Annotated in this window: 17 protein-coding genes; 10 read left to right on the top strand and 7 right to left on the bottom strand. The window is 65.1% G+C overall.

Annotated features, from left to right (window positions below):
- Window positions 1-2: 2 nt before the first annotated feature.
- Window positions 3-1,244 carry an ABC transporter substrate-binding protein gene (locus AC5V87_RS38720; protein ID WP_495369600.1) on the bottom strand — a complete coding sequence of 414 codons (1,242 nt, stop codon included), beginning with the start codon at window positions 1,242-1,244 and terminating at the stop codon, window positions 3-5.
- 145 nt (window positions 1,245-1,389) lie between these two features.
- Window positions 1,390-1,749, bottom strand: coding sequence for a DUF1304 domain-containing protein (locus tag AC5V87_RS38715; protein ID WP_456843482.1), 360 nt, complete (start codon window positions 1,747-1,749; stop codon window positions 1,390-1,392).
- Window positions 1,750-1,846: 97 nt separating this feature from the next.
- On the opposite strand from AC5V87_RS38715, the gene AC5V87_RS38710 reads away from it, so the two are divergent.
- A complete protein-coding gene (locus AC5V87_RS38710) occupies window positions 1,847-2,377 on the top strand; it encodes a methylated-DNA--[protein]-cysteine S-methyltransferase (protein ID WP_495369599.1) in 531 nt (176 codons plus the stop codon).
- Between the two features lie 115 nt (window positions 2,378-2,492).
- Here the strand turns inward: AC5V87_RS38710 and AC5V87_RS38705 are convergent, their stop codons facing one another.
- Window positions 2,493-5,282, bottom strand: a complete 2,790-nt coding sequence (locus AC5V87_RS38705) for a [protein-PII] uridylyltransferase (protein ID WP_495369598.1) — start codon at window positions 5,280-5,282, stop codon at window positions 2,493-2,495.
- A gap of 204 nt (window positions 5,283-5,486) precedes the next feature.
- On the opposite strand from AC5V87_RS38705, the gene AC5V87_RS38700 reads away from it, so the two are divergent.
- The 5 genes from AC5V87_RS38700 (at window position 5,487) to AC5V87_RS38680 (ending at window position 9,946) form a co-directional block, all read left to right on the top strand.
- Window positions 5,487-6,458: an aliphatic sulfonate ABC transporter substrate-binding protein gene (locus tag AC5V87_RS38700; RefSeq protein WP_495369597.1), complete on the top strand. Its 972-nt coding sequence runs from the start codon at window positions 5,487-5,489 to the stop codon at window positions 6,456-6,458.
- A 313-nt stretch (window positions 6,459-6,771) separates the two neighbouring features.
- A complete protein-coding gene (locus AC5V87_RS38695) occupies window positions 6,772-7,617 on the top strand; it encodes an ABC transporter permease (RefSeq protein ID WP_495369596.1) in 846 nt (281 codons plus the stop codon).
- Window positions 7,618-7,621: 4 nt separating this feature from the next.
- Window positions 7,622-8,407 (top strand): ABC transporter ATP-binding protein, encoded by a 786-nt coding sequence (locus tag AC5V87_RS38690; protein WP_495369595.1) that lies wholly within the window; start codon window positions 7,622-7,624, stop codon window positions 8,405-8,407.
- Window positions 8,408-8,461: 54 nt separating this feature from the next.
- Window positions 8,462-8,971 (top strand): OsmC family protein, encoded by a 510-nt coding sequence (locus AC5V87_RS38685; protein ID WP_495369594.1) that lies wholly within the window; start codon window positions 8,462-8,464, stop codon window positions 8,969-8,971.
- A 171-nt stretch (window positions 8,972-9,142) separates the two neighbouring features.
- Window positions 9,143-9,946 carry a hypothetical protein gene (locus tag AC5V87_RS38680; protein WP_495369593.1) on the top strand — a complete coding sequence of 268 codons (804 nt, stop codon included), beginning with the start codon at window positions 9,143-9,145 and terminating at the stop codon, window positions 9,944-9,946.
- 102 nt (window positions 9,947-10,048) lie between these two features.
- Here AC5V87_RS38680 and mutS read toward each other — a convergent pair whose 3' ends face one another.
- A complete protein-coding gene (gene mutS / locus AC5V87_RS38675; RefSeq protein WP_495369592.1) occupies window positions 10,049-12,787 on the bottom strand; it encodes a DNA mismatch repair protein MutS in 2,739 nt (912 codons plus the stop codon).
- 337 nt (window positions 12,788-13,124) lie between these two features.
- On the opposite strand from mutS, the gene pcaF reads away from it, so the two are divergent.
- The 4 genes from pcaF (at window position 13,125) to AC5V87_RS38655 (ending at window position 17,019) form a co-directional block, all read left to right on the top strand.
- Window positions 13,125-14,333, top strand: coding sequence for a 3-oxoadipyl-CoA thiolase (gene pcaF, locus AC5V87_RS38670; RefSeq protein ID WP_456841532.1), 1,209 nt, complete (start codon window positions 13,125-13,127; stop codon window positions 14,331-14,333).
- A 227-nt stretch (window positions 14,334-14,560) separates the two neighbouring features.
- Window positions 14,561-15,262 (top strand): protocatechuate 3,4-dioxygenase subunit beta, encoded by a 702-nt coding sequence (gene pcaH / locus AC5V87_RS38665; protein ID WP_456841531.1) that lies wholly within the window; start codon window positions 14,561-14,563, stop codon window positions 15,260-15,262.
- On the top strand, window positions 15,262-15,864 hold the full coding sequence (pcaG, locus tag AC5V87_RS38660; protein ID WP_456841530.1) for a protocatechuate 3,4-dioxygenase subunit alpha: 603 nt from the start codon (window positions 15,262-15,264) through the stop codon (window positions 15,862-15,864). Before pcaH ends, pcaG begins: the two co-directional genes overlap by 1 nt.
- A 93-nt stretch (window positions 15,865-15,957) precedes the next feature.
- Entirely contained in the window at window positions 15,958-17,019 is a 1,062-nt protein-coding gene (locus AC5V87_RS38655; protein WP_495369591.1) for a phosphotransferase, read from the top strand.
- A 145-nt stretch (window positions 17,020-17,164) separates the two neighbouring features.
- Here AC5V87_RS38655 and AC5V87_RS38650 read toward each other — a convergent pair whose 3' ends face one another.
- Genes AC5V87_RS38650 through AC5V87_RS38640 form a run of 3 tightly spaced genes read right to left on the bottom strand, consistent with a single transcriptional unit; the run spans window position 17,165 to window position 20,376 of the window.
- On the bottom strand, window positions 17,165-18,721 hold the full coding sequence (locus tag AC5V87_RS38650; protein ID WP_495369590.1) for an MDR family MFS transporter: 1,557 nt from the start codon (window positions 18,719-18,721) through the stop codon (window positions 17,165-17,167).
- Window positions 18,722-18,725: 4 nt separating this feature from the next.
- A complete protein-coding gene (locus AC5V87_RS38645) occupies window positions 18,726-19,901 on the bottom strand; it encodes an HlyD family secretion protein (protein ID WP_456841527.1) in 1,176 nt (391 codons plus the stop codon).
- Window positions 19,894-20,376 carry a MarR family winged helix-turn-helix transcriptional regulator gene (locus tag AC5V87_RS38640; RefSeq protein WP_456841526.1) on the bottom strand — a complete coding sequence of 161 codons (483 nt, stop codon included), beginning with the start codon at window positions 20,374-20,376 and terminating at the stop codon, window positions 19,894-19,896. Before AC5V87_RS38640 ends, AC5V87_RS38645 begins: the two co-directional genes overlap by 8 nt.
- Between the last annotated feature and the right edge of the window lie 49 nt (window positions 20,377-20,425).

Below are 20,425 nucleotides of genomic sequence, written 5' to 3'. Positions count from 1 at the left end.
ACCTAACCCGACGGTCCGGTGTCCTCGATGATCGGTCCGAACAGCTCCCAGCGCTCGCCGTTGAACTTCATCAACTGCATCTGCTTGTTGACGCGGTAGTCGTTCGGCCCGGTATTGATCTTGATGCCGGGCAGCGCCAGGCTCGGAGTGAAGTCCTTGATGCTGGCGACCTGCTTCATCACGTTCTCGCGCGTGAGGTCGTCGCCGCATTGCTTCAGCACCTGGGTCAGCAGCTCGGCGACCGAATAGGCATAGGTGTTGACCGTGTTGAGCTTGTCTCCCTCAGGGAAATACTTGTCCATGAAGGCGAAGAACGCTTTCACGCCCGGATCGTCCTTCCACTGGGGATCGCTGGGCTCCTTGCCGTATTGGGTCGAGATGATGCCCTTGGAGATGTCGAGGCCGGCCGGCTTCAGGGTCGCCGAGATCGGGCTCGCATTGATGTCGAGGATATGCACGGGGTTCCAGCCGAGCTCGGCCACCTTCTTGATGGCTTGCGCCGCGAACTTCGGTGTCGAGGCATCGTAGAAAAGGTCGGCGCCCATCGACTTCAGTTTCACGACTTGCGAGTCCACCGTCGGATCGGTGACCTCGTAGGAGACCTCGCCGACGATCATGCTGGCGGCCTTATCACCGAGGCCGCTCTTCAGCCCCGCGAGATAATCGCGGCCCATGTCGTCGTTCTGGTAGAGCACGCCGATCTTGGCGTTGGGATGCTCCTTGAGAATGTACTTGGCGTAGATCCGTCCCTCGGACACGTAGTTGGGATTATAGGCAATGGTCCAGGGATAGTTCTGCGGGTCGTTGAAGCGGGCAGCGCCGGTCGAGGCGAGCAGCTGCGGGATCTTCTTGCCGTTGAGATATTTCTGCACGGCGGCGTTGGCGGCGGTGCCGATGATCTGGAAGGTGAACAGCACTTCGTCGCCCTCGACGAGCTTGCGCACCTGCTCGACGGTCTTCGGCGGCGAATAGGCGTCGTCATACTGGATCAGATTGATCTTGCGGCCGTTGATGCCGCCCTGATCGTTGATCATGTTGAAGTAGGCGGCCTGCGTCTTGCCGATATTGGCGTAGACGGAGTAGGGGCCGGAGAACGGCACGGTCTGGCCGATCTTGATCTCGGTGTCGCTCGCACCGGTATCGTACTTCTTCTGTGCGACGGCTTCACTCAGGAAGGCTTGGCTGGCGGAGAACGCCAAGGCGAGCGCCGCCGTGGCAGCTAGATAGGCTCTGCGAGTCTTCATGTTGGGTTGTTCCTCCAGACGGAATTTTCGGCCGATGGTCTTTTTCCGTTGATTGCAACGGTCGCCATCGCTGCGGGAGAGTGTGGAGGAACGCGAGGTGCCGCGCAAGGATCGCGGCGCTGCGTTGTAGCGTCTCAGGTCGGGACTATTGAGCGAGGAACAATGCAGCCAGCGCGACCACCGCCGGCAGCGCCTGCACGATCATGATGCGCGTGCTGACGGTCGCGGCACCATAGACGCCCGCCGCGATCACGCAGAGGAGGAAGAACACCTTGATCTGGAATGCGAACGCTGGATTGCCGTGGACCAGACCCCAGATCAGGCCGGCGACGAGAAAGCCGTTATAAAGTCCCTGGTTGGCGGCGAGCACCTTCGTGACCTCGGCCTTCTCGGGCGTATTGCGAAACACCTTCAAACCCGTCGGCTTGGTCCAGAGGAACATCTCCAGGACCATGAAATAAGCGTGCAGTGCGGCGACCAGCACCACCAGGACATTGGCGATCAGGATCAAGTTGAGCTCCCCCAAAGCGTCAGCTTTCGGGTGGACGCTAGCATGGCCGCCGTGGCAAACGCGATGTGTGTTTCGACGCAATGGTGCCGCAATGGCCGCCCGATCAACCAGACCGTCTGTAAGCTTCCGCCTCGATCGCCTGCCGACGCCGATCGGGATCGCGCTGCTCGTCACCGATGCCGAGGGCAATCTTCGCGCGCTCGACTGGGAGGATTACGAGCACCGGATGCGCGAGCTGCTGCGCCTGCATTACGGCGCGGTGGCTATGACCGATCAGCCGGCGCCCGCGCAGACGCGGACGGCGCTGTCGCGCTATTTCGAAGGTGATCTCGCCCAGCTCTCGGGAATCGCGTGGCGCATCGCCGGCACGCCGTTCCAGCAGAAGGTCTGGACCGCGCTGGCAAAGATCCCCGTCGGCACGACAATGAGCTACGGCGCGATGGCCGCCAGGATCGAGATGCCGAAGGCCATTCGCGCCGTCGGCCACGCCAACGGCTCCAACCCGATTAGCGTCGTGCTGCCCTGCCACCGCTTGATCGGCGCGGATGGTTCGTTGGTGAAGTATGGCGGCGGGCTGGAGCGGAAGAGGTGGCTGCTCAGGCATGAAGGGGTGGAGGTCTGAGAACTCCGTCGTTCCGGGGCGATGCGAAGCATCCAACCATGGTGCGCAATTGCGCACCTGGAAATCTCGAGATTCCGGGTTCGCCCTGCGGGCGCCCCGGAATGACGGGAGAAAATCACGCCGCCGGCTGAACCGCCTTGTCGCCGGCCATCACATGCGTCAGCGCGCTCTTGATCGCGGACTGCCGCGTCGGCGCGTTGATCTGCGCGCCGAGGAGGTCGGTGACGTAGAACACGTCGCGCGCGCGCTCGCCGAAGGTCGCGACATGAGCGGATGCGATGTTGAGGTTGAGCTTCGAGATCGCGGTGGTGAGCTCGTAAAGCAGGCCGGGCCGGTCGAGGCCGGAGACCTCGATCACGGTGTAGCGGTCGGACCATTGGTTGTTGATGGTCACTTCCGGCTCGATCACGAAGGGGCGCGCCTTGCTGCGCACTGTGCGCCGCGCCACCACTTCAGGCAGGCGCAGCTTGCCTTCCAGCACGTCCTCGATCATCTCGCCGATCCGGGTGGCGCGCCGGCCCTCGTCCTCGTCGCGGTCGTATTCCCTGGAGATCGAGATGGTGTCGAGCGCGCGGCCATCGGTCGTGGTGTAGATCTGGGCGTCGACGATGTTGGCGCCGGCAGAGGCGCAGGCTCCCGCGATGATCGAGAGCAGCCAGGGATGGTCGGCGGCGAAGATCGTCAGCTCGGTGACGCCGCGCATCTCGTCGAAGCCGACATTGATCGCGAGCTTGTGGCCGGCCTGCTCGCTGGAACGGACGAAGCGGGCGTGGCGGATCTTTCGCGGCAGCTCGACCTTGAGCCAATAGGCCGGATAGTGCCGGGCGATATAGGCATCGAGCTCTTCCTTCGGCCATTCGGCGAAAGCCATGCGGAATTCGGCATGCGCGGCGGCAAGGCGTTTTCCCCGGTCGACTTCCGAGAAGCCGCCGGTGAGCACCGGCTCGGTCTCGTAGTAAAGCGAGCGCAAGAGCTGCGCCTTCCAGCCGTTCCAGACGCCCGGACCGACGCCGCGGATGTCGGCAGTGGTCAGGATCGTCAGCAGCTTCATCTGCTCGACCGACTGCACCACGGCGGCGAAATTCTCGATGGTCTTGCGATCCGAGAGATCGCGCGACTGGGCAACCGTCGACATGGTGAGGTGCTCTTCGATCAGCCAGGCTACGAGCTCGGTGTCGGCCGGGCTGAAGCCGAGCCGCGGGCACAGCCGGCGCGCCACCTTGGCGCCGGCGATCGAGTGGTCCTCGGGCCGGCCCTTGGCGACGTCGTGCAGCAGCGTGGCGATGTAGATCACCGCGCGGTGCTCGGGCCGGGTCTTGCGCATCAGATCGCTGGCGAGCGTGAACTCCTCGATGCCGCCGCGCTCGATGTCCTGGAGGAAGCCGATGCAGCGGATCAGGTGCTCGTCGACGGTGTAGTGATGATACATGTTGAACTGCATCATCGAGACGATCTTGCCGAAGGCTCGGATGAAATGGCCGAGGACGCCGGTCTCGTTCATCCTGCGCAGCACGATCTCGGCATTGTCTGAGGTCAGGATCTCCATGAACAGCCGGTTGGCCTCGGGGTTCTCGCGCAGCTGCGCGTTGATCAGCCCGAGTGAGCGCGTCACGTCGCGCATCGCGTCCGGATGGAAGGCGAGGTTGTTCTTCTGCGCGAGGCGGAAGATGCGGATCAGATTGACCGGATCGTGCTTGAAAATATCGGGCGCGGCGACGTTGATGCGGTTGTTGTCGACGATGAAGTCGTCGCTGTCAGGCACGCGCCGCTTCGCCGGCGCCGGGCGCAGCCGCGCCATCATCCGGCTCAAGACCGGCGCGGGCTTGGCTTGCTGGTCCTCGAGCTTGGCGCAGAGGATGGCGGTGAGGTTGCCGACTTCCTTGGCAACCAGGAAGTAGTGCTTCATGAAGCGCTCGACATCCTGCATGCCGGGATGCGAGGTGTATCCGAGCCGGATCGCGATCTCGCGCTGGAGGTCGAAGGAGAGGCGCTCCTCGGCGCGGCCGCAGTAGAAATGCAGATTGCAGCGCACCGACCAGAGGAAATCGGCGCAGCGGCGGAAGGTGCGGTACTCCTGCGCGTCGAACACGCCGCGCTCGACCAGCTCGTCGGTGTCGCGTACGCGATAGACGTATTTGGCGATCCAGAACAGCGTGTGCAGGTCGCGCAGCGCGCCCTTGCCGTCCTTGACGTTCGGCTCGACCAGATAGCGCGACTGGCCGCCGCGGCGGTGCCGCTCCTCGCGCTCGGCGAGCTTGGCGGTGACGAACTCGGACGCGGTGCCTTGCACCACTTCCTTGTCGAAGCGTTCGACCAGCTCGTCATAGAGCGGCTGATCGCCAGTGAGGAAGCGCGTCTCCAGGATCGCGGTGCGGATGGTCATGTCGCCGCGCGCCTGCCGGATCGATTCATCAACCGAGCGCGTGGCATGGCCGACCTTCAGCCCCATGTCCCACAGGCAATAGAGAATGGCTTCGGCGACCTGCTCGCCCCAGGCGGTCTGCTTGTAGGGCAGGATGAACAAGAGATCGATGTCGGATTCGGGCGCCATCAGGCCGCGGCCATAGCCGCCGGTCGCTACCACCGCCATCCGCTCGGCCCCGCTCGGGATCGGCGAACGATAGAGATGACGCGTCGCCGCCGAATAGAGGATGCGGATGATCTCGTCCTGGACATGGCACAGACGCTCGGCGCAGCGGCGGCCGTGACGGTCCTTCAGCAAGATCGCCTGGGCCGCCGCGCGCGCCGCAATCAGCTCGGCCTTGAGCAGTTGCGCGACCGCGGTGCGGAACGCGTCCTCGCGCCCCTCATGCTTTTCGGCAAGCGCGTCGACCGCGGCGGTGATCCGCGCGGTGTCGAAGCGATCGTCCACCTCAGGCTTCTGCTCAGTCGCGACGCTATCCATGTCTCACCGAATATAGATTCTCATCGGATATAAGAGGTGGCGGGCGCTGTCACCCGCCATTCTCAGGCAATAGTCGTTCCATGCTGGAAAGGTGCGGCTTTGGGCAAATCTGTTCTCGGCCAGTACGTTTCATGGGGCGGATTTTCTCGTTGACCTCTAGATATAACTCACTGAAAAACAATGAAGTTTTGGAGGAGCCTGGGTATGACCTGGATGACACGACGCATTCTGCTTGCGGGAGCCATTGCGCTCGCCGTGACCCCCGCGGCAAAGGCCGCCGATCCGCTCAAGGAGATCCGCATCGATTGGGCGACCTACAATCCAGTGTCGATGGTCCTGAAGCAGAAGGGGCTGCTCGAGAAGGAGTTCGCCAAGGACGGCATCACCATCACCTGGGTGCAGTCGGCCGGCTCGAACAAGGCGCTCGAATTCCTCAACGCCGGCTCGATCGATTTCGGCTCGACCGCGGGCTCGGCGGCGCTGGTCGCGCGCATCAACGGCAATCCGATCAAGTCCATCTATGTCTATTCGCGCCCCGAGTGGACCGCGCTGGTCACGGGCAAGGATTCCAAGATCGCAAGCGTCGCTGATCTGAAGGGCAAGCGCGTCGCGGTGACGCGCGGCACCGATCCGCACATCTTCCTGGTGCGCGCGCTGCTTGGTGCTGGTCTCACCGAAAAGGACATCACGCCGGTGCTGCTCCAGCATGCCGACGGCAAGACCGCGCTGATCCGCGGCGACGTCGACGCCTGGGCCGGTCTCGATCCCATGATGGCGCAGGCCGAGGTCGAGGAAGGCGCCAAGCTGTTCTACCGCAAGGCCGACGCCAACACCTGGGGCATCCTCAATGTGCGCGAGCAGTTCTTGAAGGACTATCCGGATGCTGCCCGCCGCGTGCTTGCGGTGTATGAGGAGGCGCGAAAATATTCGCTGGCCAATTACGACGAGCTGAAGAAGACCTTCATTGCAGCCACGAAACTGCCCGAGGCGGTCGTCGACAAGCAGCTCAAGGAGCGCACCGAGCTCACCCACAGCCGCATCGGCGCGCTCCAGCGCGAGGCGATCCTCGCCGCGGGCCTCGCGCTCCAGCAAGCCGGCGTCGTCGACGCCAAGGTCGACGTGAAGGCTACGCTCGATGCCCTGATCGACGACCAGGTCCCGCTGCCGACGAACTAGTGCGCTCCTACCCTGGAGGGCAGGGCAATCGCATATGGCTTGCACGATGCGGCGGCATCGGCACTGGGCTCCCTCTCCCGCTTGCTTGCGGGAGAGGGTTGGGGAGAGGGTGTCTCCACAACGGGATAATCCCCAAGAGGAAAGAGCCCTCACCCGCCGCGCTCTGCGAGCGCGTCGGCCTCTCCGCAAGCGGGAGAGGCGGAGCAAGCCTGCAGACAATCCCCGTGAAATCCATATGCGATAGCCCTGCCCTGGAGGGGGGAGGGTAAGAGGCGCCCTTGCATTCCCCCACGAGACGCGCTTCCTACCGGACATGATCTCCGACGCGCCAGTCCTGCAACAAACCTCGGAACCAGCCGAACGCGCTGCCGCGCCTTCGCGGCTGTCGCGCTATGGGCGGCCGATGCTGGGACTATTGCTGCCGCTGACCCTCGCGCTCGGCTGGGAGCTCGTGGTGTTTCTCGGCTGGTCCAACGGGCGCCTGGTGCCGCCGCCCTCGCGCGTCTTCGCCACCATCACCGAGCTCGCCCGCTCCGGCGAGTTGGTCCGCCACATCGCCGCAACGCTGTGGCGGGTTGGGCTCGGCTTCGCCTTCGGCGTTGTCGCGGGAACGTTGCTCGGCGCCATCTCCGGCTACTGGTCGCTGGCGCGGCGGCTGCTCGATCCGACCGTGCAGGCGCTGCGCGCGATTCCCTCGCTCGCTTGGGTGCCGCTCTTCATCCTCTGGCTCGGCATCTTCGAGACCTCGAAGATCGCGCTGATCGCGGTCGGCGTGTTCTTCCCGGTCTATCTCGGCGTGATGGGCGCGATCCTCTCGGTCGATCGCAAGATCGTCGAGGTCGGCCGCACTTTCCGCCTTTCCGCCTTCGCGATGATCCGCCGCATCCTGCTCCCGGCGGTGCTGCCGGCTTACATCGTGTCCTTGCGCGTCGGCCTCGGTCTGGGTTGGATGTTCGTGGTGGCGGCCGAACTGATCGGCGCCTCCGAAGGCCTCGGCTATCTCCTGCTCGACGGCCAGCAGCTCGGCAAGCCCGCGCAGATTTTGGCCGCCATCGTAATCTTCGCCGCCCTGGGCAAGCTCACCGACTGGCTGATCGAGGTCGCCGCCGCGCCGTTCTTGCGCTGGCAGGACGCCTTCTCCCGCGCGAAGGGAGCGTAACGCGATGCTGGCGCTCGACCGGGTCAGCAAAACCTATCCGAATGGCGTCCAGGCGCTGGCGCGCTTCTCCGCAGAGATCGGGCAGGGCGAGATCATCGCCATCATTGGCGGCTCCGGCTGCGGCAAGTCGACATTGCTCCGCGCCATCGCCGGCCTCGAGCGCGCCAGCTCGGGCACAGTGACGCTCGACAGTGAGGCAATCTCTTCGCCGCATGCCAACATCGGCATCATCTTCCAGGAGCCGCGGCTTCTCCCTTGGCTCAGCGTCGCCGACAATATCGGTTTCGGCCTTGCCGACCTGCCGGCTGCCGAACGCCGTGAGAAGGTCGCGCGTGCGCTCGAGCGCGTCGGGCTCGCCGACAAGGCACAAGCCTGGCCACGCGAGCTCTCGGGAGGGCAGGCGCAGCGCGTCGCGATCGCACGGGCGCTGGTGCCGCAGCCCGAGGTGCTGCTGCTCGACGAGCCGTTCTCCGCACTGGACGCCTTCACCCGCAGGGATCTGCAGGATCACCTGCTCGACCTCTGGGCCGACACGCGCCCGACCTTGATCCTCGTCACGCATGACGTCGACGAAGCTGTGGTGCTGGCCGACCGCGTGCTGGTGATGCGGCCACGGCCCGGCCGGCTGTTCGACCAGATCGAGATCAATCTCGGCCGGCCGCGGGATCGCAACTCGCCGCTGTTCGAGAATTTCAAGCGCAGTGTGCTGACGTCACTCGACCGCTCGCTGGACCGCAGCGTGCCCGACCGTGACGCAACCCAGGGTCCCGGTGAGGCCATGTGGTGGTGACATTCGCTCCTTAAGCCGGTACATCGGCAGGCGTATTTTCCGGGAGAGAACAACATGGACGCTGCCGAACTGCGCCAGATGCAGGCCCCGATCAAGGAACGCTACAAGACCGATCCCAAGGCCGCGATGATCACGCTGAAGGCCAAGGGCTCCACCGACAGCGAAGGCATCGCCTGCAAAGTCGAGACCGGTCGCGCCATCGCGATGGCCGGCCTGCATCCCGCCACGGGCGGCTCCGGCCTCGAGCTCTGCTCCGGAGACATGCTGCTGGAAGCGCTCGTCGCCTGCGCCGGCGTCACGCTGAAATCGGTCGCGACCGCGATCGAGGTGCCGCTGAAGACCGGCAACGTCTATGTCGAGGGCGATCTCGATTTCCGCGGAACGCTCGGCGTCGACAAGGAGACCCCGGTCGGCTTCGCCGAGATCCGTCTCCGCTTCGAGGTCGACACCGACGCGCCGGAGGACAAGCTTGATCTGCTGCTCAAGCTCACCGAGCGCTATTGCGTGGTCTATCAGACCATCAAGAACGGCCCGAAGGTTTCGGTGTCGATGCAGCGGATGTGAGGAGCGAAAGCCGCTACTCCACAATTGGTGTCGTCCCGGCGAACGCCGGGACCTATAATCCCAAACGCCGATTGTATTGCCGAACTGATCACTACAATCGTCTAACACAGCGAAGCCTGTGGCCATGGGTCTCGGATCTGCGCTGCGCTTGTCCGGGATGACAAACAAAAAATGCCTCCCGAGTTCCACTTCATTCTCCTCCTTGTCCTGCGCATGGCGATCGCGGCGGCGTTCGTGGTGTCGGCGTCGATCATCACTGAACGCTCCGGCCCGGTGATCGGCGCGCTGGTGGCGACGCTGCCGATCTCGGCCGGTCCGTCCTACGTCTTCCTCGCCATCGACCACGACGCCGCCTTCATTGCGCAAGGCGCGCTGGCGAGCCTTCCGGTCAACGCTGCGACGATCGTCCTCGGGCTCACCTACGTCGTGCTGGCGCAGCGGAACAATCTGCTGGTGAGTTGTGGAAGCGCCGTCGCGGTGTGGATCGTGCTCGCCTCCATCATCCGCCTGTTCGACTGGAGTCTGACGGCCGGCCTTGCGGTGAACCTGGTCGCCTTCGGCATCTGCATTCCCCTGCTGGCAAACTACCGCCATGCGAAGATGCCGCTGGTGACGCGCCGCTGGTACGACATTCCGTTCCGCGCCTCGCTGGTGGCGACGCTGGTCGCCATCGTGGTCTCGACCTCGGGCTGGGTCGGCCCGCGGGTGAGCGGCGTTATCGCGCTCTACCCGATCGTGTTCACCAGCATCATGGTGATCCTGCATCCGCGCATCGGCGGTCCGCCGACCGCCGCCGTGCTCGCCAACTCCGCGTGGGGCCTGCTCGGATTCGGCATGGCGATTGCGGTGCTGCATGTCGGTGCCGCAAACTTTGGCTCCGCGATCGGCCTCACCATGGGGCTCGCCACCTGCATCGGCTGGAATTTGACACTGTGGTGGAACGGACGACGGAAGCGGCTGGCGGCAGTTTCGTAGGGTGGGCAGAAGGCGCGCTCTTCGCGCCGTGCCCACCATCTCCTTTCAGTCTTGGCTATGACAGGGTGGGCACGCTGCGCTTCGCCCACCCTGCGGCACTTTTCACTGCTTCGGCAGCTTGGCCTTCAACGCATAGAGCGCTTCGAGCGCCTCGCGCGGGGACATCTCGTCCGGGTGCAGCGCCTTCACGGCGTCCATCAGCAGCTCGGCCTCGCTCGGCGGCGCAGCTTCCGCGGCGGCGCGGGAGGGGACGGCGAACAGCGGCAGGTCGTCCACCAGCGCCCGCGCGGTCTGGCCGCGGTCCTGCGCTTCCAGCTTGGAGAGCACGGATTTGGCGCGCGTGATCACGGCCGGCGGCAGGCCGGCGAGTTTTGCGACCTGGATGCCATAGGAGCGGTCGGCCGAGCCCGGCAGCACCTCGTGCAGGAACACGACGTTGCCCTGCCATTCCTTCACGCGCACCGTGGCGTTGAACATGCGCGGCAGTTTTGCCGAGAGCGCGGTCAGCTCGTGATAATGCGTCGCGAACAGCGTGCGGCAGCGGTTGCTCTCATGCAGGTGCTCGATCGCGGCCCAGGCGATCGAAAGACCGTCGAAGGTCGCGGTGCCGCGGCCGATCTCGTCCAGGATCACCAACGAGCGCTCGCCGGCCTGGTTGAGGATCGCCGCGGTCTCGACCATCTCCACCATGAAGGTGGAACGGCCGCGGGCGAGATCGTCGGCGGCGCCGACGCGCGAGAACAGACGGTCGATGATGCCGATCCGCGCGCGCGTCGCCGGCACGAAGCTGCCGATCTGCGCCATCAAGGCAATCAGCGCGTTCTGGCGCAGGAAAGTGGATTTACCCGCCATGTTCGGACCGGTGAGCAGCCAGAGCTGGCCGGACTTTTGCGCAGGGCTAGGTGACAGATCGCAGGCATTGGCGATGAACGGCTCGCCGTTGCGCTTCAACGCCTGCTCGACCACAGGGTGGCGGCCGGCTTCGATCGCGAAGGCAAGCGACGAGTCCACCTCTGGCCGCACATAGTTTTCGTCGACGGCGAGCTTCGCCAGTGACGTCGCGACGTCGAGCAGCGCAAAGCCTTGCGCCGCCGCGCGCAGATCGTCGCTGATCGCGAGCGCCTTGGCGCAGAGCCGCTCGAAGATCTCGAGCTCGAGGCCGAGTGCGCGGTCGCCGGCATTGGCGATCTTGGCTTCGATCTCGCCGAGCTCCGACGTGGTGAAGCGCACCTGCCCCGCCAGGGTCTGGCGGTGGATGAAGGTCGCATTCAGCGGCGCCGACATCAGCTTGTCGCCGTGCTGCGCGGTCACCTCGACGAAATAGCCGAGCACGTTGTTGTGGCGGATCTTGAGCGCTTTGACCCCGGTGTCGTCGGCGTAGCGCGCCTGCATCGAGGCGACCACGAGGCGCGAGGCATCGCGCAGGTTTCGCGCTTCATCCAGCGCAGGCTCGTAGCCCGCGCGAATGAAGCCGCCGTCACGTTTGATCAGCGGCAATTGCTCCTCGAGGGCACGGGCAAATTCGGCTGCGAGTTCCCGCGACGGTCGCTGCAAGGCGGCCATCACCGCCGCGATCTCCTGCGGCGGTTGCTCGAGTTCCGAGAGCCGCGTCAGCGCCTGATCGGCGGCGATGATGCCGTCGCGCAAGCCCGCGAGGTCGCGCGGGCCGCCGCGGCCGACCGACAGGCGCGCCAGCGCGCGCGACATGTCGGGTGCGCCGCGCAGGATGCTGCGGATGTCCTCGCGCGCAGCAGAATCGGCAACGAAGGTGCCGACCGCATCGAGCCGCCGCGCGATTGCCGTCGCATCGGTCAGCGGTGCGGCGAGGCGCTGCCCCAGCAGACGCGAGCCGGCGGAGGTCACGGTGCAGTCGATGGCATCGAGCAGCGAGCCGCGACGCTCGCCGGCGAGCGTCCGCGTCAGCTCGAGATTGGCGCGCGTCGCCGGATCGATCGCCATGGTCGCGCCCGAGGCTTCGCGCGCGGGCGGCGACAGCGGCGGGTGCTTGCCGACCTGGGTGCGGTCGACATAGGTGACCGCGGCGGCAGCTGCCGTGGCTTCCAGCCGCGTCAGCTGCGCGAGGCCGTCCATGGTCGCGACCGCAAAATAGTCGCAGAGGCGCTTCTCGGCGGTGGCGCCGTCGAAGACGTCGCGGGTCAGCGGCGTCACTGCCGGGAGCTCACGCAGGGTCTGGCCGAGCTCGCTGTCGTTATAGAGCGCGTCGGTGACGATCGCCTCGTTCGGGTTGATGCGCGCCAGCGTCGCCGCCAGCTCGCCGCCGGAAACCTCCGTCACCATGAATTCGGCAGTCGAGATGTCGATCCAGGCGAGGCCGAAGCGGTCGCCGCCGGCGGACGAACGCGCCCGCGCGATCGCGAGCAGGTAGTTGTTGGCACGCGCATCGAGCAGCGTGTCCTCGGTCAACGTGCCCGGCGTGACCAGCCTAACCACGCCGCGGCGCACGACGCTCTTGTTGCCGCGCGCTTTCGCCGCCGCAGGGTCCTCGGTCTGCTCGCAGACCGCGACTCGGTGGCCGGCCGAGATCAGGCGGTGCAGATAATCCTCGGAGCGCTCCACCGGCACGCCGCACATCGGGATGTCGTTGCCCTGATGCTTGCCGCGCTTGGTCAGCACGATGCCGAGCGTCCTGGAGGCGATTTCGGCGTCCTCGAAGAACAGCTCGTAGAAATCGCCCATCCGGTAGAACAGCAGGAGGCCCTGATGCGCCGCCTTGATCTCAAGGTACTGTTCCATCATCGGCGTGACGCGCGCAGCGGCTTCGGCGTGTGGCGCAGGCGCTTCGTCGGGCGGCAGTACGGGTATCGGTTGTTGCATGGTCATGGGCGGCGCAACCTACAAAATTTCGGCACCTGCTCCTATCGGTTTGGCCGGAGAGGGGAGGTTTTCCACGTTGTCCGCATCAGGCGAGGAGCTGCCACATTCTCATCGTCATTCCGGGATGCGCCGACAGCGCAGGCCCGGAATACCGCCGGCTCGTGGTTATGGATTCTCAGGTGCGCAATTGCGCACCATAGCTCGCCCTCGGGGCGCCCCGAATGACGGAGAGTTTCGAATATGCCACCCGCGAAACCGTCAATTGACCTGCCGCGGGCACCCTCCTAAAACTCCGCCGACATTGAAGAATTTGGCCGGATCGCGGCATTCAGGGAGAACAACGATGCGTGACGTCTTTATCTGCGATGCCGTGCGGACCCCGATCGGCCGCTTCGGCGGCTCGCTCGCCAAGGTGCGCGCCGACGACCTCGCCGCCGCCCCGATCAAGGCGCTGATGGCCAAGCACTCCAATCTCGACTGGGCGCAAGTGGACGAAGTGTTCTTCGGCTGCGCCAACCAGGCCGGCGAGGACAACCGCAACGTCGCGCGCATGGCGCTGCTGCTGGCAGGCCTGCCGGATTCGGTTCCCGGCCAGACGCTCAACCGCCTCTGCGCCTCCGGCCTCGACGCGGTCGGCGCTGCGGGCCGCGCCATCCGTTCCGGCGAGATCGAGCTTGCGATCGCCGGCGGCGTCGAATCCATGACACGCGCGCCCTTCGTGATGGGCAAGGCGCAGGAAGCATTCTCACGCTCCGCCGAGATCTTCGACACCACGATCGGCTGGCGCTTCATCAATCCGCTTCTGAAGGCACAGTATGGCGTCGATGCGATGCCGGAGACCGGCGAGAACGTCGCCGAGGAATTCCAGGTCTCGCGCGCCGACCAGGACGCCTTCGCGATCCGCTCGCAGCAGCGCGCGGGCAAGGCGATCGCGGCCGGCTATTTCGCCGAAGAAATCACGCCGATCACCATTCCCGGCGGCAAGTCCGGCCCCATCACCGTGGACAAGGACGAGCATCCGCGCCCCGAGACCACGCTGGAAGGCTTGGCAAAACTGAAGCCGATCGTGCGCAATCCCGGCACGGTGACCGCTGGCAACGCCTCCGGCGTCAACGACGGCGCCGCCGCGATGATCCTGGCCTCGGAAGCCGCGGTGAAGAAGCACGGCCTGACGCCGCGCGCCCGCATCCTCGGCCTCGCCTCGGCCGGCGTGCCGCCGCGCATCATGGGCATCGGCCCCGTGCCCGCGACCCGCAAGCTGATGGAGCGGCTCGGCAAGAAGATCAACGATTTCGACCTGATCGAGCTCAACGAGGCTTTTGCCTCGCAGGGCATCGCCTGCATGCGCCAGCTCGGCGTCGCCGACGATGCCGACTACGTCAATCCGCATGGCGGCGCCATCGCACTCGGCCATCCGCTCGGCATGAGCGGCGCGCGCCTCGCGCTCACCGCCGTGCACGGCATGGAGAAGCGCGGCGGCAAGCTCGCGCTCGCCACCATGTGCGTCGGCGTCGGCCAGGGTGTCGCGGTCGCGATCGAGAAGCTGAATTGATGAAACGCAGCGTTCGTCATCCCGGGGCGGTGCACTTGCACCTGAACTATGGTGCGCAGTTGCGCACCTGAGGATCTCGAGATTCCGGGTTCAGCCCTGACGGGCTGCCCCGGAATGACAGCTGCAAGGAAGCCGCCGAAACCCGCTTCCCCAAATTAGTTATGTCCTATAATGATTGGCGGAAGCGTTGACCGGCAGGACCAAAATGGCCGGGGAGGAGTTCGCCAATGACATTCATCTATCCCACCGACAGCAACAGGGCGCATCCGCTGCCGCTGTCGCCCGAGTACAAGAGCTCGATCAAGCGCGCGCCGAACAAGCCCTTGATCCCGATGCGCCACACCCTGTCGGAACTCACCGGCCCGGTCTACGGCCACGAGACGGTGCGCCAGGGCGACAATGACCTCACCACTCAGCATGCGGGCGAGCCGATCGGCGAGCGCATCATCGTGCACGGCCATGTCCGCGACGAGGACGGCCGCGGCGTGCCGAACTCGCTGGTCGAGATCTGGCAGGCCAATTCCTGCGGCCGCTACGTCCATGTCCGCGACCAGCATCCGGCGCCGCTCGATCCGAATTTCACCGGTGCGGGCCGCACCGTGAGCGATGCCGACGGCTATTACCGCTTCGTCACCATCAAGCCCGGCGCCTATCCCTGGGGCAACCATCACAACGCCTGGCGTCCCGCGCACATCCATCTGTCGGTGTTCGGCCATTCCTTCGTCACGCGCCTCGTCACGCAGATGTATTTCCCGAACGATCCGCTGTTCCCATTCGATCCGATCTTCAACTCGGTGCCGGACGAGAAGGCGCGGGCGCGGATGGTATCGTCGTTCGACCTCGAGAACACCCAGCCCGAATGGGCGCTGTGCTACCGCTTTGACATCGTGCTGCGCGGCAAGAACGCCACGCCTATGGAGAATCACTAGTGCAGGATTCTGTGAAGCCCAACGGGATCACCCCATCGCAGACCGTCGGTCCGTTCTTCAAATACGGCCTGACGCCGAACGGCGAGTACGCCTGGAACGACGCGTTCACCAACTCGACGCTGACGCCCGACGTCACGGGCGATCGCATCCGCATCGAGGGCCGGGTGTATGACGGCGACGGCGTCGCCGTGCCCGATGTCATGCTGGAGATCTGGCAGGCGGATGCGCAGGGACGCTTTGCCGACCCGCAGGACAAGCGCGCATTGCCGAACGCCAGCTTCCGTGGCTTTGCCCGCTGCGGCACCGACAAGGACGGCAATTATTCCTTCGACACCATCAAGCCGGGTGTGGTGCCGGATCCCGATGGCAAGCCGCAGGCACCGCATGTCCTGCTAGCGGTGTTCGGACGCGGCATGCTGCGGCATCTCTACACCCGGATCTATTTCAGCGACGAGGCCGGCAACGCCGCCGATCCCGTGCTGGCGCTGGTGCCGGCCGATCGCCGCGCCACGCTGACCGCGGTGCGCGAAGCCGGGAAGCCGGTCTACCGGCTTGACCTGCGGCTCCAGGGCGACAACGAGACGGTGTTCTTCGACGTGTGACGTCTCGCCGCCTTCCTGTGAAGGCAGCCGACGCGCGCTGGCGCTTCCCCGGGTGATCATGCAGTATGGCTGCAGCACCGGGGGGCGCGATTCATGACATCCTCACCACTGCCGGCGGTCACGGAGCCCAGCTATCTGACGGCTGCCCTGCGCAAGGCGGGTGCGCTGGACGCCGGCGCCGTGCGCGAGGTGAAGGTGCTGCACCAGCGCGACACCGTTGTGTCGCACATCATCCGCCTCGGCCTGCGCTATGTCGGTGAAGCCGGCGGCGCGCCGCAATCGCTGATCCTGAAGACCGCGCATGCCGCCTTCGCGAAATCACTTGCCGATGCCGGTCGGCACGAGGTGGCTTTCTACACGCAGCTTGCGCCGAGCATGCCGCGGGGGCTCGCGCCGCGCTGCTTCGACGGGAGCTTCGACGAGGAGAGCCAGGCCTGGCACCTTCTGCTCGAGGATCTCACCGACAGCCATGTGATCGCGACCCAATGGCCTCTGCCGCCGACGCGCGAGCAGGCGATGGCCATCGTCACGACCCTGGCGCGCTGGCATGCGGCATGGTGGGACCATCCCGGTCTTGGTGACACCGTCGGCAGCTGGGCGAGCGCTGAGGAGCGCGCGCAGCACATGGAGACCTTCGCCGGTCATTACGACCGTTTTGCCGATCTCCTCGGCGACCGTCTCGGCGAAGAGCGCCGCACCCTCTATCGCCGCCTGATCGAGCATTCGGCCCGGCTGTCCCAGCGCTATCAGTCACGGCGTCATATCAGCATTGCCCATGGCGATGCCCATATCTGGAATTTCCTGCTGCCGCGCCCCGGTATCGCAGACACCGTGCGCATCTTCGATTTCGACCAGTGGCGCGTCAACGTGCCGACGACCGACCTCGCCTACATGATGGCGATCCAATGGTATCCGGACCGCAGGCAGGCGCTCGAGCGGCCGCTGCTCAATCATTATCACGAGACGCTGATGGCCAATGGCGTCACCGGCTACACACGCGGCGCGCTCGATCAGGACTATCGTCTGTCGGTGCTCTGGCAGATCACCAAGCCGGTCTGGCAATGGAGCATCAACATCCCGCCGCTGATCTGGTGGAACAACCTTGAGCGGGTGATGATGGCGGTCGAGGATTTGGGCTGCGAGGAGTTGTTGTAGCGGCTGCTTGTCCCAGGCGCGGTGCAGCGCGCAGCGGTGCGCCGCAGAACCGGGACCCCAGCATGGCGCCGCATGGGCCCCGGCTCAGCAGCGCAACGCTGAAGCAGCGCTGCGCTGCGTCCGGGGCACGAGACTGGCGCGCGTCCTACTCCATCACCGCATGCTCCGGCCCCGCGGCCTGCTTGCGCAGCGCGGCCTTGGTGGAGCCGATCAGCAGGGCGAGCGGGATGGTGCAGAGAATGAAGAACATCACCAGCTGGTAGTCGTGGGCGAAGGCGATGATCTGCGCCTGCACGCCGACCATCCTGTCGGCCATGGCGCGGCCGGCGTCGGTGGACAGGTTGATCATGCCGCGCACGTCAGGCATCTGCAGCGCGTGGTTGAACGGGTTGATGTGCTCGGACAGGATCGCATAGGTTCGCCGCGTTCCTTGCGTCAGCTCGGCGATGACGACGGAAATGCCGACCGAGCTCGCGACGTTGCGCATCAGGGTCAGCATCGCGGTGCCGTCGGTGCGCAGGTCGTTCGACAGCGTCAGGAACGACACGGTCGAGAGCGGCACGAACACGAGGCCGAAGCCGAAGCCCTGGACCACGCTGACGGTCACGATCTCCGGCACCTGGGTCAGGTCGGTCCAGCCGGTCATCTGGAACAGCGAGCCCGCGGTCAGCGTCAGGCCCGTGATGATCAGCGTGCGCGCCTCGAAATAGCGCATCATGCGGCCGACCAGCATCATGGCGAAGAAAGTGCCGAAGCCGCGGCTTGCCAGCAGCAGGCCGGCGGTGATGATGGGATAGCCGATCACGTTCTGCATGTAGGGCGAAGCCAGCGCCATGGTCGAGAACAGCACGAGGCCCATCACGATCATGAACATGCAGCCGGTGACGAAGTTGCGATCCCGGAACAGCGCGAAGCGGATGAACGGCGTCGAGGTCGTGAAGGAGTGCGCCAGGAAGAAGTAGAAGGCGACGGCCGAGACGATGAATTCCGCGATGATCTCGTTCGACTCGAGCCAGCCCAGTTGCTCGCCGCGGTCCAGCGCGAGCTGGAGGGCGCCGATCGCGATCGCCAGCGCGGCGAAGCCGAGCCAGTCGAACTTGAGAGTGAGATCCTTCTTGGTCTCATCCATGAAGACGATCAGCCCGATCACGGTGATCGCGCCGAACGGCAGATTGACGAAGAACACCCAGTGCCAGGAATAGGTCTCGGTGAGCCAGGCACCGAGCGAGGGGCCCATGATCGGGCCCATCATCACGCCCATGCCCCAGATCGACATCGCCTTGGCGCGTTCCTGCAGCGTGTAGTAGTCAAGCATCACCGATTGCGACAGCGGCACCAGCGCGGCGCCGAACACGCCCTGCAGCAGGCGGAACAGCACCATCTGGTTGATGTCTTGCGCGAGGCCGCACAGCACGGAGGCAATGGTGAAGCCGGCCGAGCAGATGATGAAGATGCGCTTGCGGCCGTAGCGGTTGGCGATCCAGCCCACCGGCGCCGTCATGATTGCGGCGGCGACGATGTAGGAGGTCAGCACCCAGTTGATCTGGTCCTGCGAGGCCGACAGCGTGCCCTGCATGTAGGGCAGGGCGACGTTGGCGATGGTGGTGTCCAGCGCCTGCATGATGGTCGCAGTCATGGCGCAGATCGTCACCATGTTCCGGCGCAGGCCGGGGACCATCAGGCTGGCATTGGGGCCGGACATCGGATCAGTCCTTGTCGTGGTCTTTATCCTGGCTTGCCGTCGCCGACAGGCCGAACAGTCCGGCGAGCGAGCGCTTGTGGCCGGTGTCGATGGTGGCATAGACGCTCATGCCGGCCTTCAGCTTCCTGACATATTTGTCGGTCTCGTCGAAATAGATTCGGATCGGCACGCGCTGCACCACCTTGACGAAGTTGCCGGTGGCGTTCTGCGGCGGCAGGATCGCGAATTGCGCGCCGGTGCCGGGCGAGAGCGAGCCGATCTTGCCTTTGAACACGTGGTTCGGGAACGCGTCGACCTCGAGGGTCACAGGCTGCCCCTCGGTGACATAGGTGAGGTCGCTCTCCTTCGGGTTGGCGTCGACCCAGGGATGAGCGACATCGATGATGGAGAACACCGCCGTGCCGGCGCTGACGTAGCGGCCGAGCTGGATCTGCTCGACCTGCGTCGCCACGCCGCTCATCGGCGCGCGCACCACGGCGTGATCGAGATTGCGCTCGGCATTGTCGAGCTTGGCCTTGGCCTGCGCATAGGGCGGGAACTTTTCCAGCGGCAGGTCGGTGTCACCGAGCAGTTGCGTCTTGGCCGTCGAGATCTGCTGCTTGACGTATTGTGCGATCGACCCCGACGTGACCAGCGCGTTCGCGGCGTTGTCGAGGTCGAGCTGCGAGCCGTAACTGTTCTTCACCAGCGCCTGCTTGCGCTCGACGTCGCGCTGCTTGAGGTCGACGCCCTGCTGGGCGAGGTTGAGCATATCGCCGTAGATCTTGATGTTGGCGCGAAGATTGTCGTACGTGGTCTGCGCCTGCATCAGCTGCGCCTTGGCCTCATCCACCGCGAGGCGAAACGGCACGGGGTCGATCTCGAACAGCACGTCGCCCTGCTGGACGAGCTGGCCTTCCCTGACCACGACCTTATCGATCTTGCCGGAGATGTCAGGCGTCACCAGAACCTTCTGCGCGCCGACATAGGCATCGTCAGTGCCGACATAGCGGCCGCCATTGAGATAGAAGGTGAGGCCGCCGATGGCGACCACAACAGGCAGCACGACCATCAGCAGGAAGCGCCGATAGCGGCGCAGGCCGGCCATGAAGCGGCGCCGCGGATCGGTGCCGGCCTTCTTGGTCGGCTTGCCGCCGTCGATCTTCTGCTCGGGCTGGAATTTGAGGACCTGATCAGCCATAGCGCTGCTCCTTACGCGCCTGTTCCGCTCCGCTACTCTGGATCGCGTTACGCACGTTTTCCTTGATTGTTTCGAGTTGGGTGAGAAGGCGGTGGGCGTCCGCCGGGTTGATGCCGTCGAGGGCATTGGCCGTGAGCTCGGACTTCAGCCCGCTCATCCGTCCGAGCAGTTGCCGCCCGGCTTTCTTCAGATAAAGGCGCTTGACGCGGCGGTCCGAGGCATCGCTGCGACGCTCGATCCAATCGTTGTCGCACAGCTTGTCGATCAGCCGCGTCAGCGTGATCGGCTGCATCTCCAGCAGCTCAGCGAGTTCCGACTGCTTCATGCCCTCGCTGCGCTCGACCTTGGTCAGCACGGCCCATTGCGCGCGGGTGATGCCGAAGCGAGAGGCCTCTTTGTCGGCATAGACACGCAGCAGACGGTAGAGCTCGCCGAGCGTGAAAAGGAAATTCTGGTCAACCGACCCGCGGCTCATAAGCTTGGCCTCCAATAAGCTTGGGATATAATAAGCAAGCTTATGATTA

The sequence above is a fragment of the Bradyrhizobium sp. SOJA106 genome (assembly GCF_059448745.1).
Note: the sequence above shows the minus strand (reverse complement) of the source record. Positions and strands in the feature narration are given on the sequence as shown.

What these genes read in the sequence shown, in the direction of transcription:
- AC5V87_RS38645 (WP_456841527.1), bottom strand. Translation starts at nt 19,901, where the DNA reads ATGGCTGATCAGGTCCTCAAATTCCAGCCCGAGCAGAAGATCGACGGC.
- pcaH (WP_456841531.1), top strand. Translation starts at nt 14,561, where the DNA reads ATGACATTCATCTATCCCACCGACAGCAACAGGGCGCATCCGCTGCCG.
- AC5V87_RS38655 (WP_495369591.1), top strand. Translation starts at nt 15,958, where the DNA reads ATGACATCCTCACCACTGCCGGCGGTCACGGAGCCCAGCTATCTGACG.
- mutS (WP_495369592.1), bottom strand. Translation starts at nt 12,787, where the DNA reads ATGACCATGCAACAACCGATACCCGTACTGCCGCCCGACGAAGCGCCT.
- AC5V87_RS38680 (WP_495369593.1), top strand. Translation starts at nt 9,143, where the DNA reads ATGCCTCCCGAGTTCCACTTCATTCTCCTCCTTGTCCTGCGCATGGCG.
- AC5V87_RS38690 (WP_495369595.1), top strand. Translation starts at nt 7,622, where the DNA reads ATGCTGGCGCTCGACCGGGTCAGCAAAACCTATCCGAATGGCGTCCAG.
- AC5V87_RS38650 (WP_495369590.1), bottom strand. Translation starts at nt 18,721, where the DNA reads ATGTCCGGCCCCAATGCCAGCCTGATGGTCCCCGGCCTGCGCCGGAAC.
- AC5V87_RS38640 (WP_456841526.1), bottom strand. Translation starts at nt 20,376, where the DNA reads ATGAGCCGCGGGTCGGTTGACCAGAATTTCCTTTTCACGCTCGGCGAG.
- AC5V87_RS38695 (WP_495369596.1), top strand. Translation starts at nt 6,772, where the DNA reads ATGATCTCCGACGCGCCAGTCCTGCAACAAACCTCGGAACCAGCCGAA.
- AC5V87_RS38710 (WP_495369599.1), top strand. Translation starts at nt 1,847, where the DNA reads ATGGCCGCCCGATCAACCAGACCGTCTGTAAGCTTCCGCCTCGATCGC.
- AC5V87_RS38700 (WP_495369597.1), top strand. Translation starts at nt 5,487, where the DNA reads ATGACCTGGATGACACGACGCATTCTGCTTGCGGGAGCCATTGCGCTC.
- AC5V87_RS38720 (WP_495369600.1), bottom strand. Translation starts at nt 1,244, where the DNA reads ATGAAGACTCGCAGAGCCTATCTAGCTGCCACGGCGGCGCTCGCCTTG.
- AC5V87_RS38705 (WP_495369598.1), bottom strand. Translation starts at nt 5,282, where the DNA reads ATGGATAGCGTCGCGACTGAGCAGAAGCCTGAGGTGGACGATCGCTTC.
- pcaF (WP_456841532.1), top strand. Translation starts at nt 13,125, where the DNA reads ATGCGTGACGTCTTTATCTGCGATGCCGTGCGGACCCCGATCGGCCGC.
- AC5V87_RS38685 (WP_495369594.1), top strand. Translation starts at nt 8,462, where the DNA reads ATGGACGCTGCCGAACTGCGCCAGATGCAGGCCCCGATCAAGGAACGC.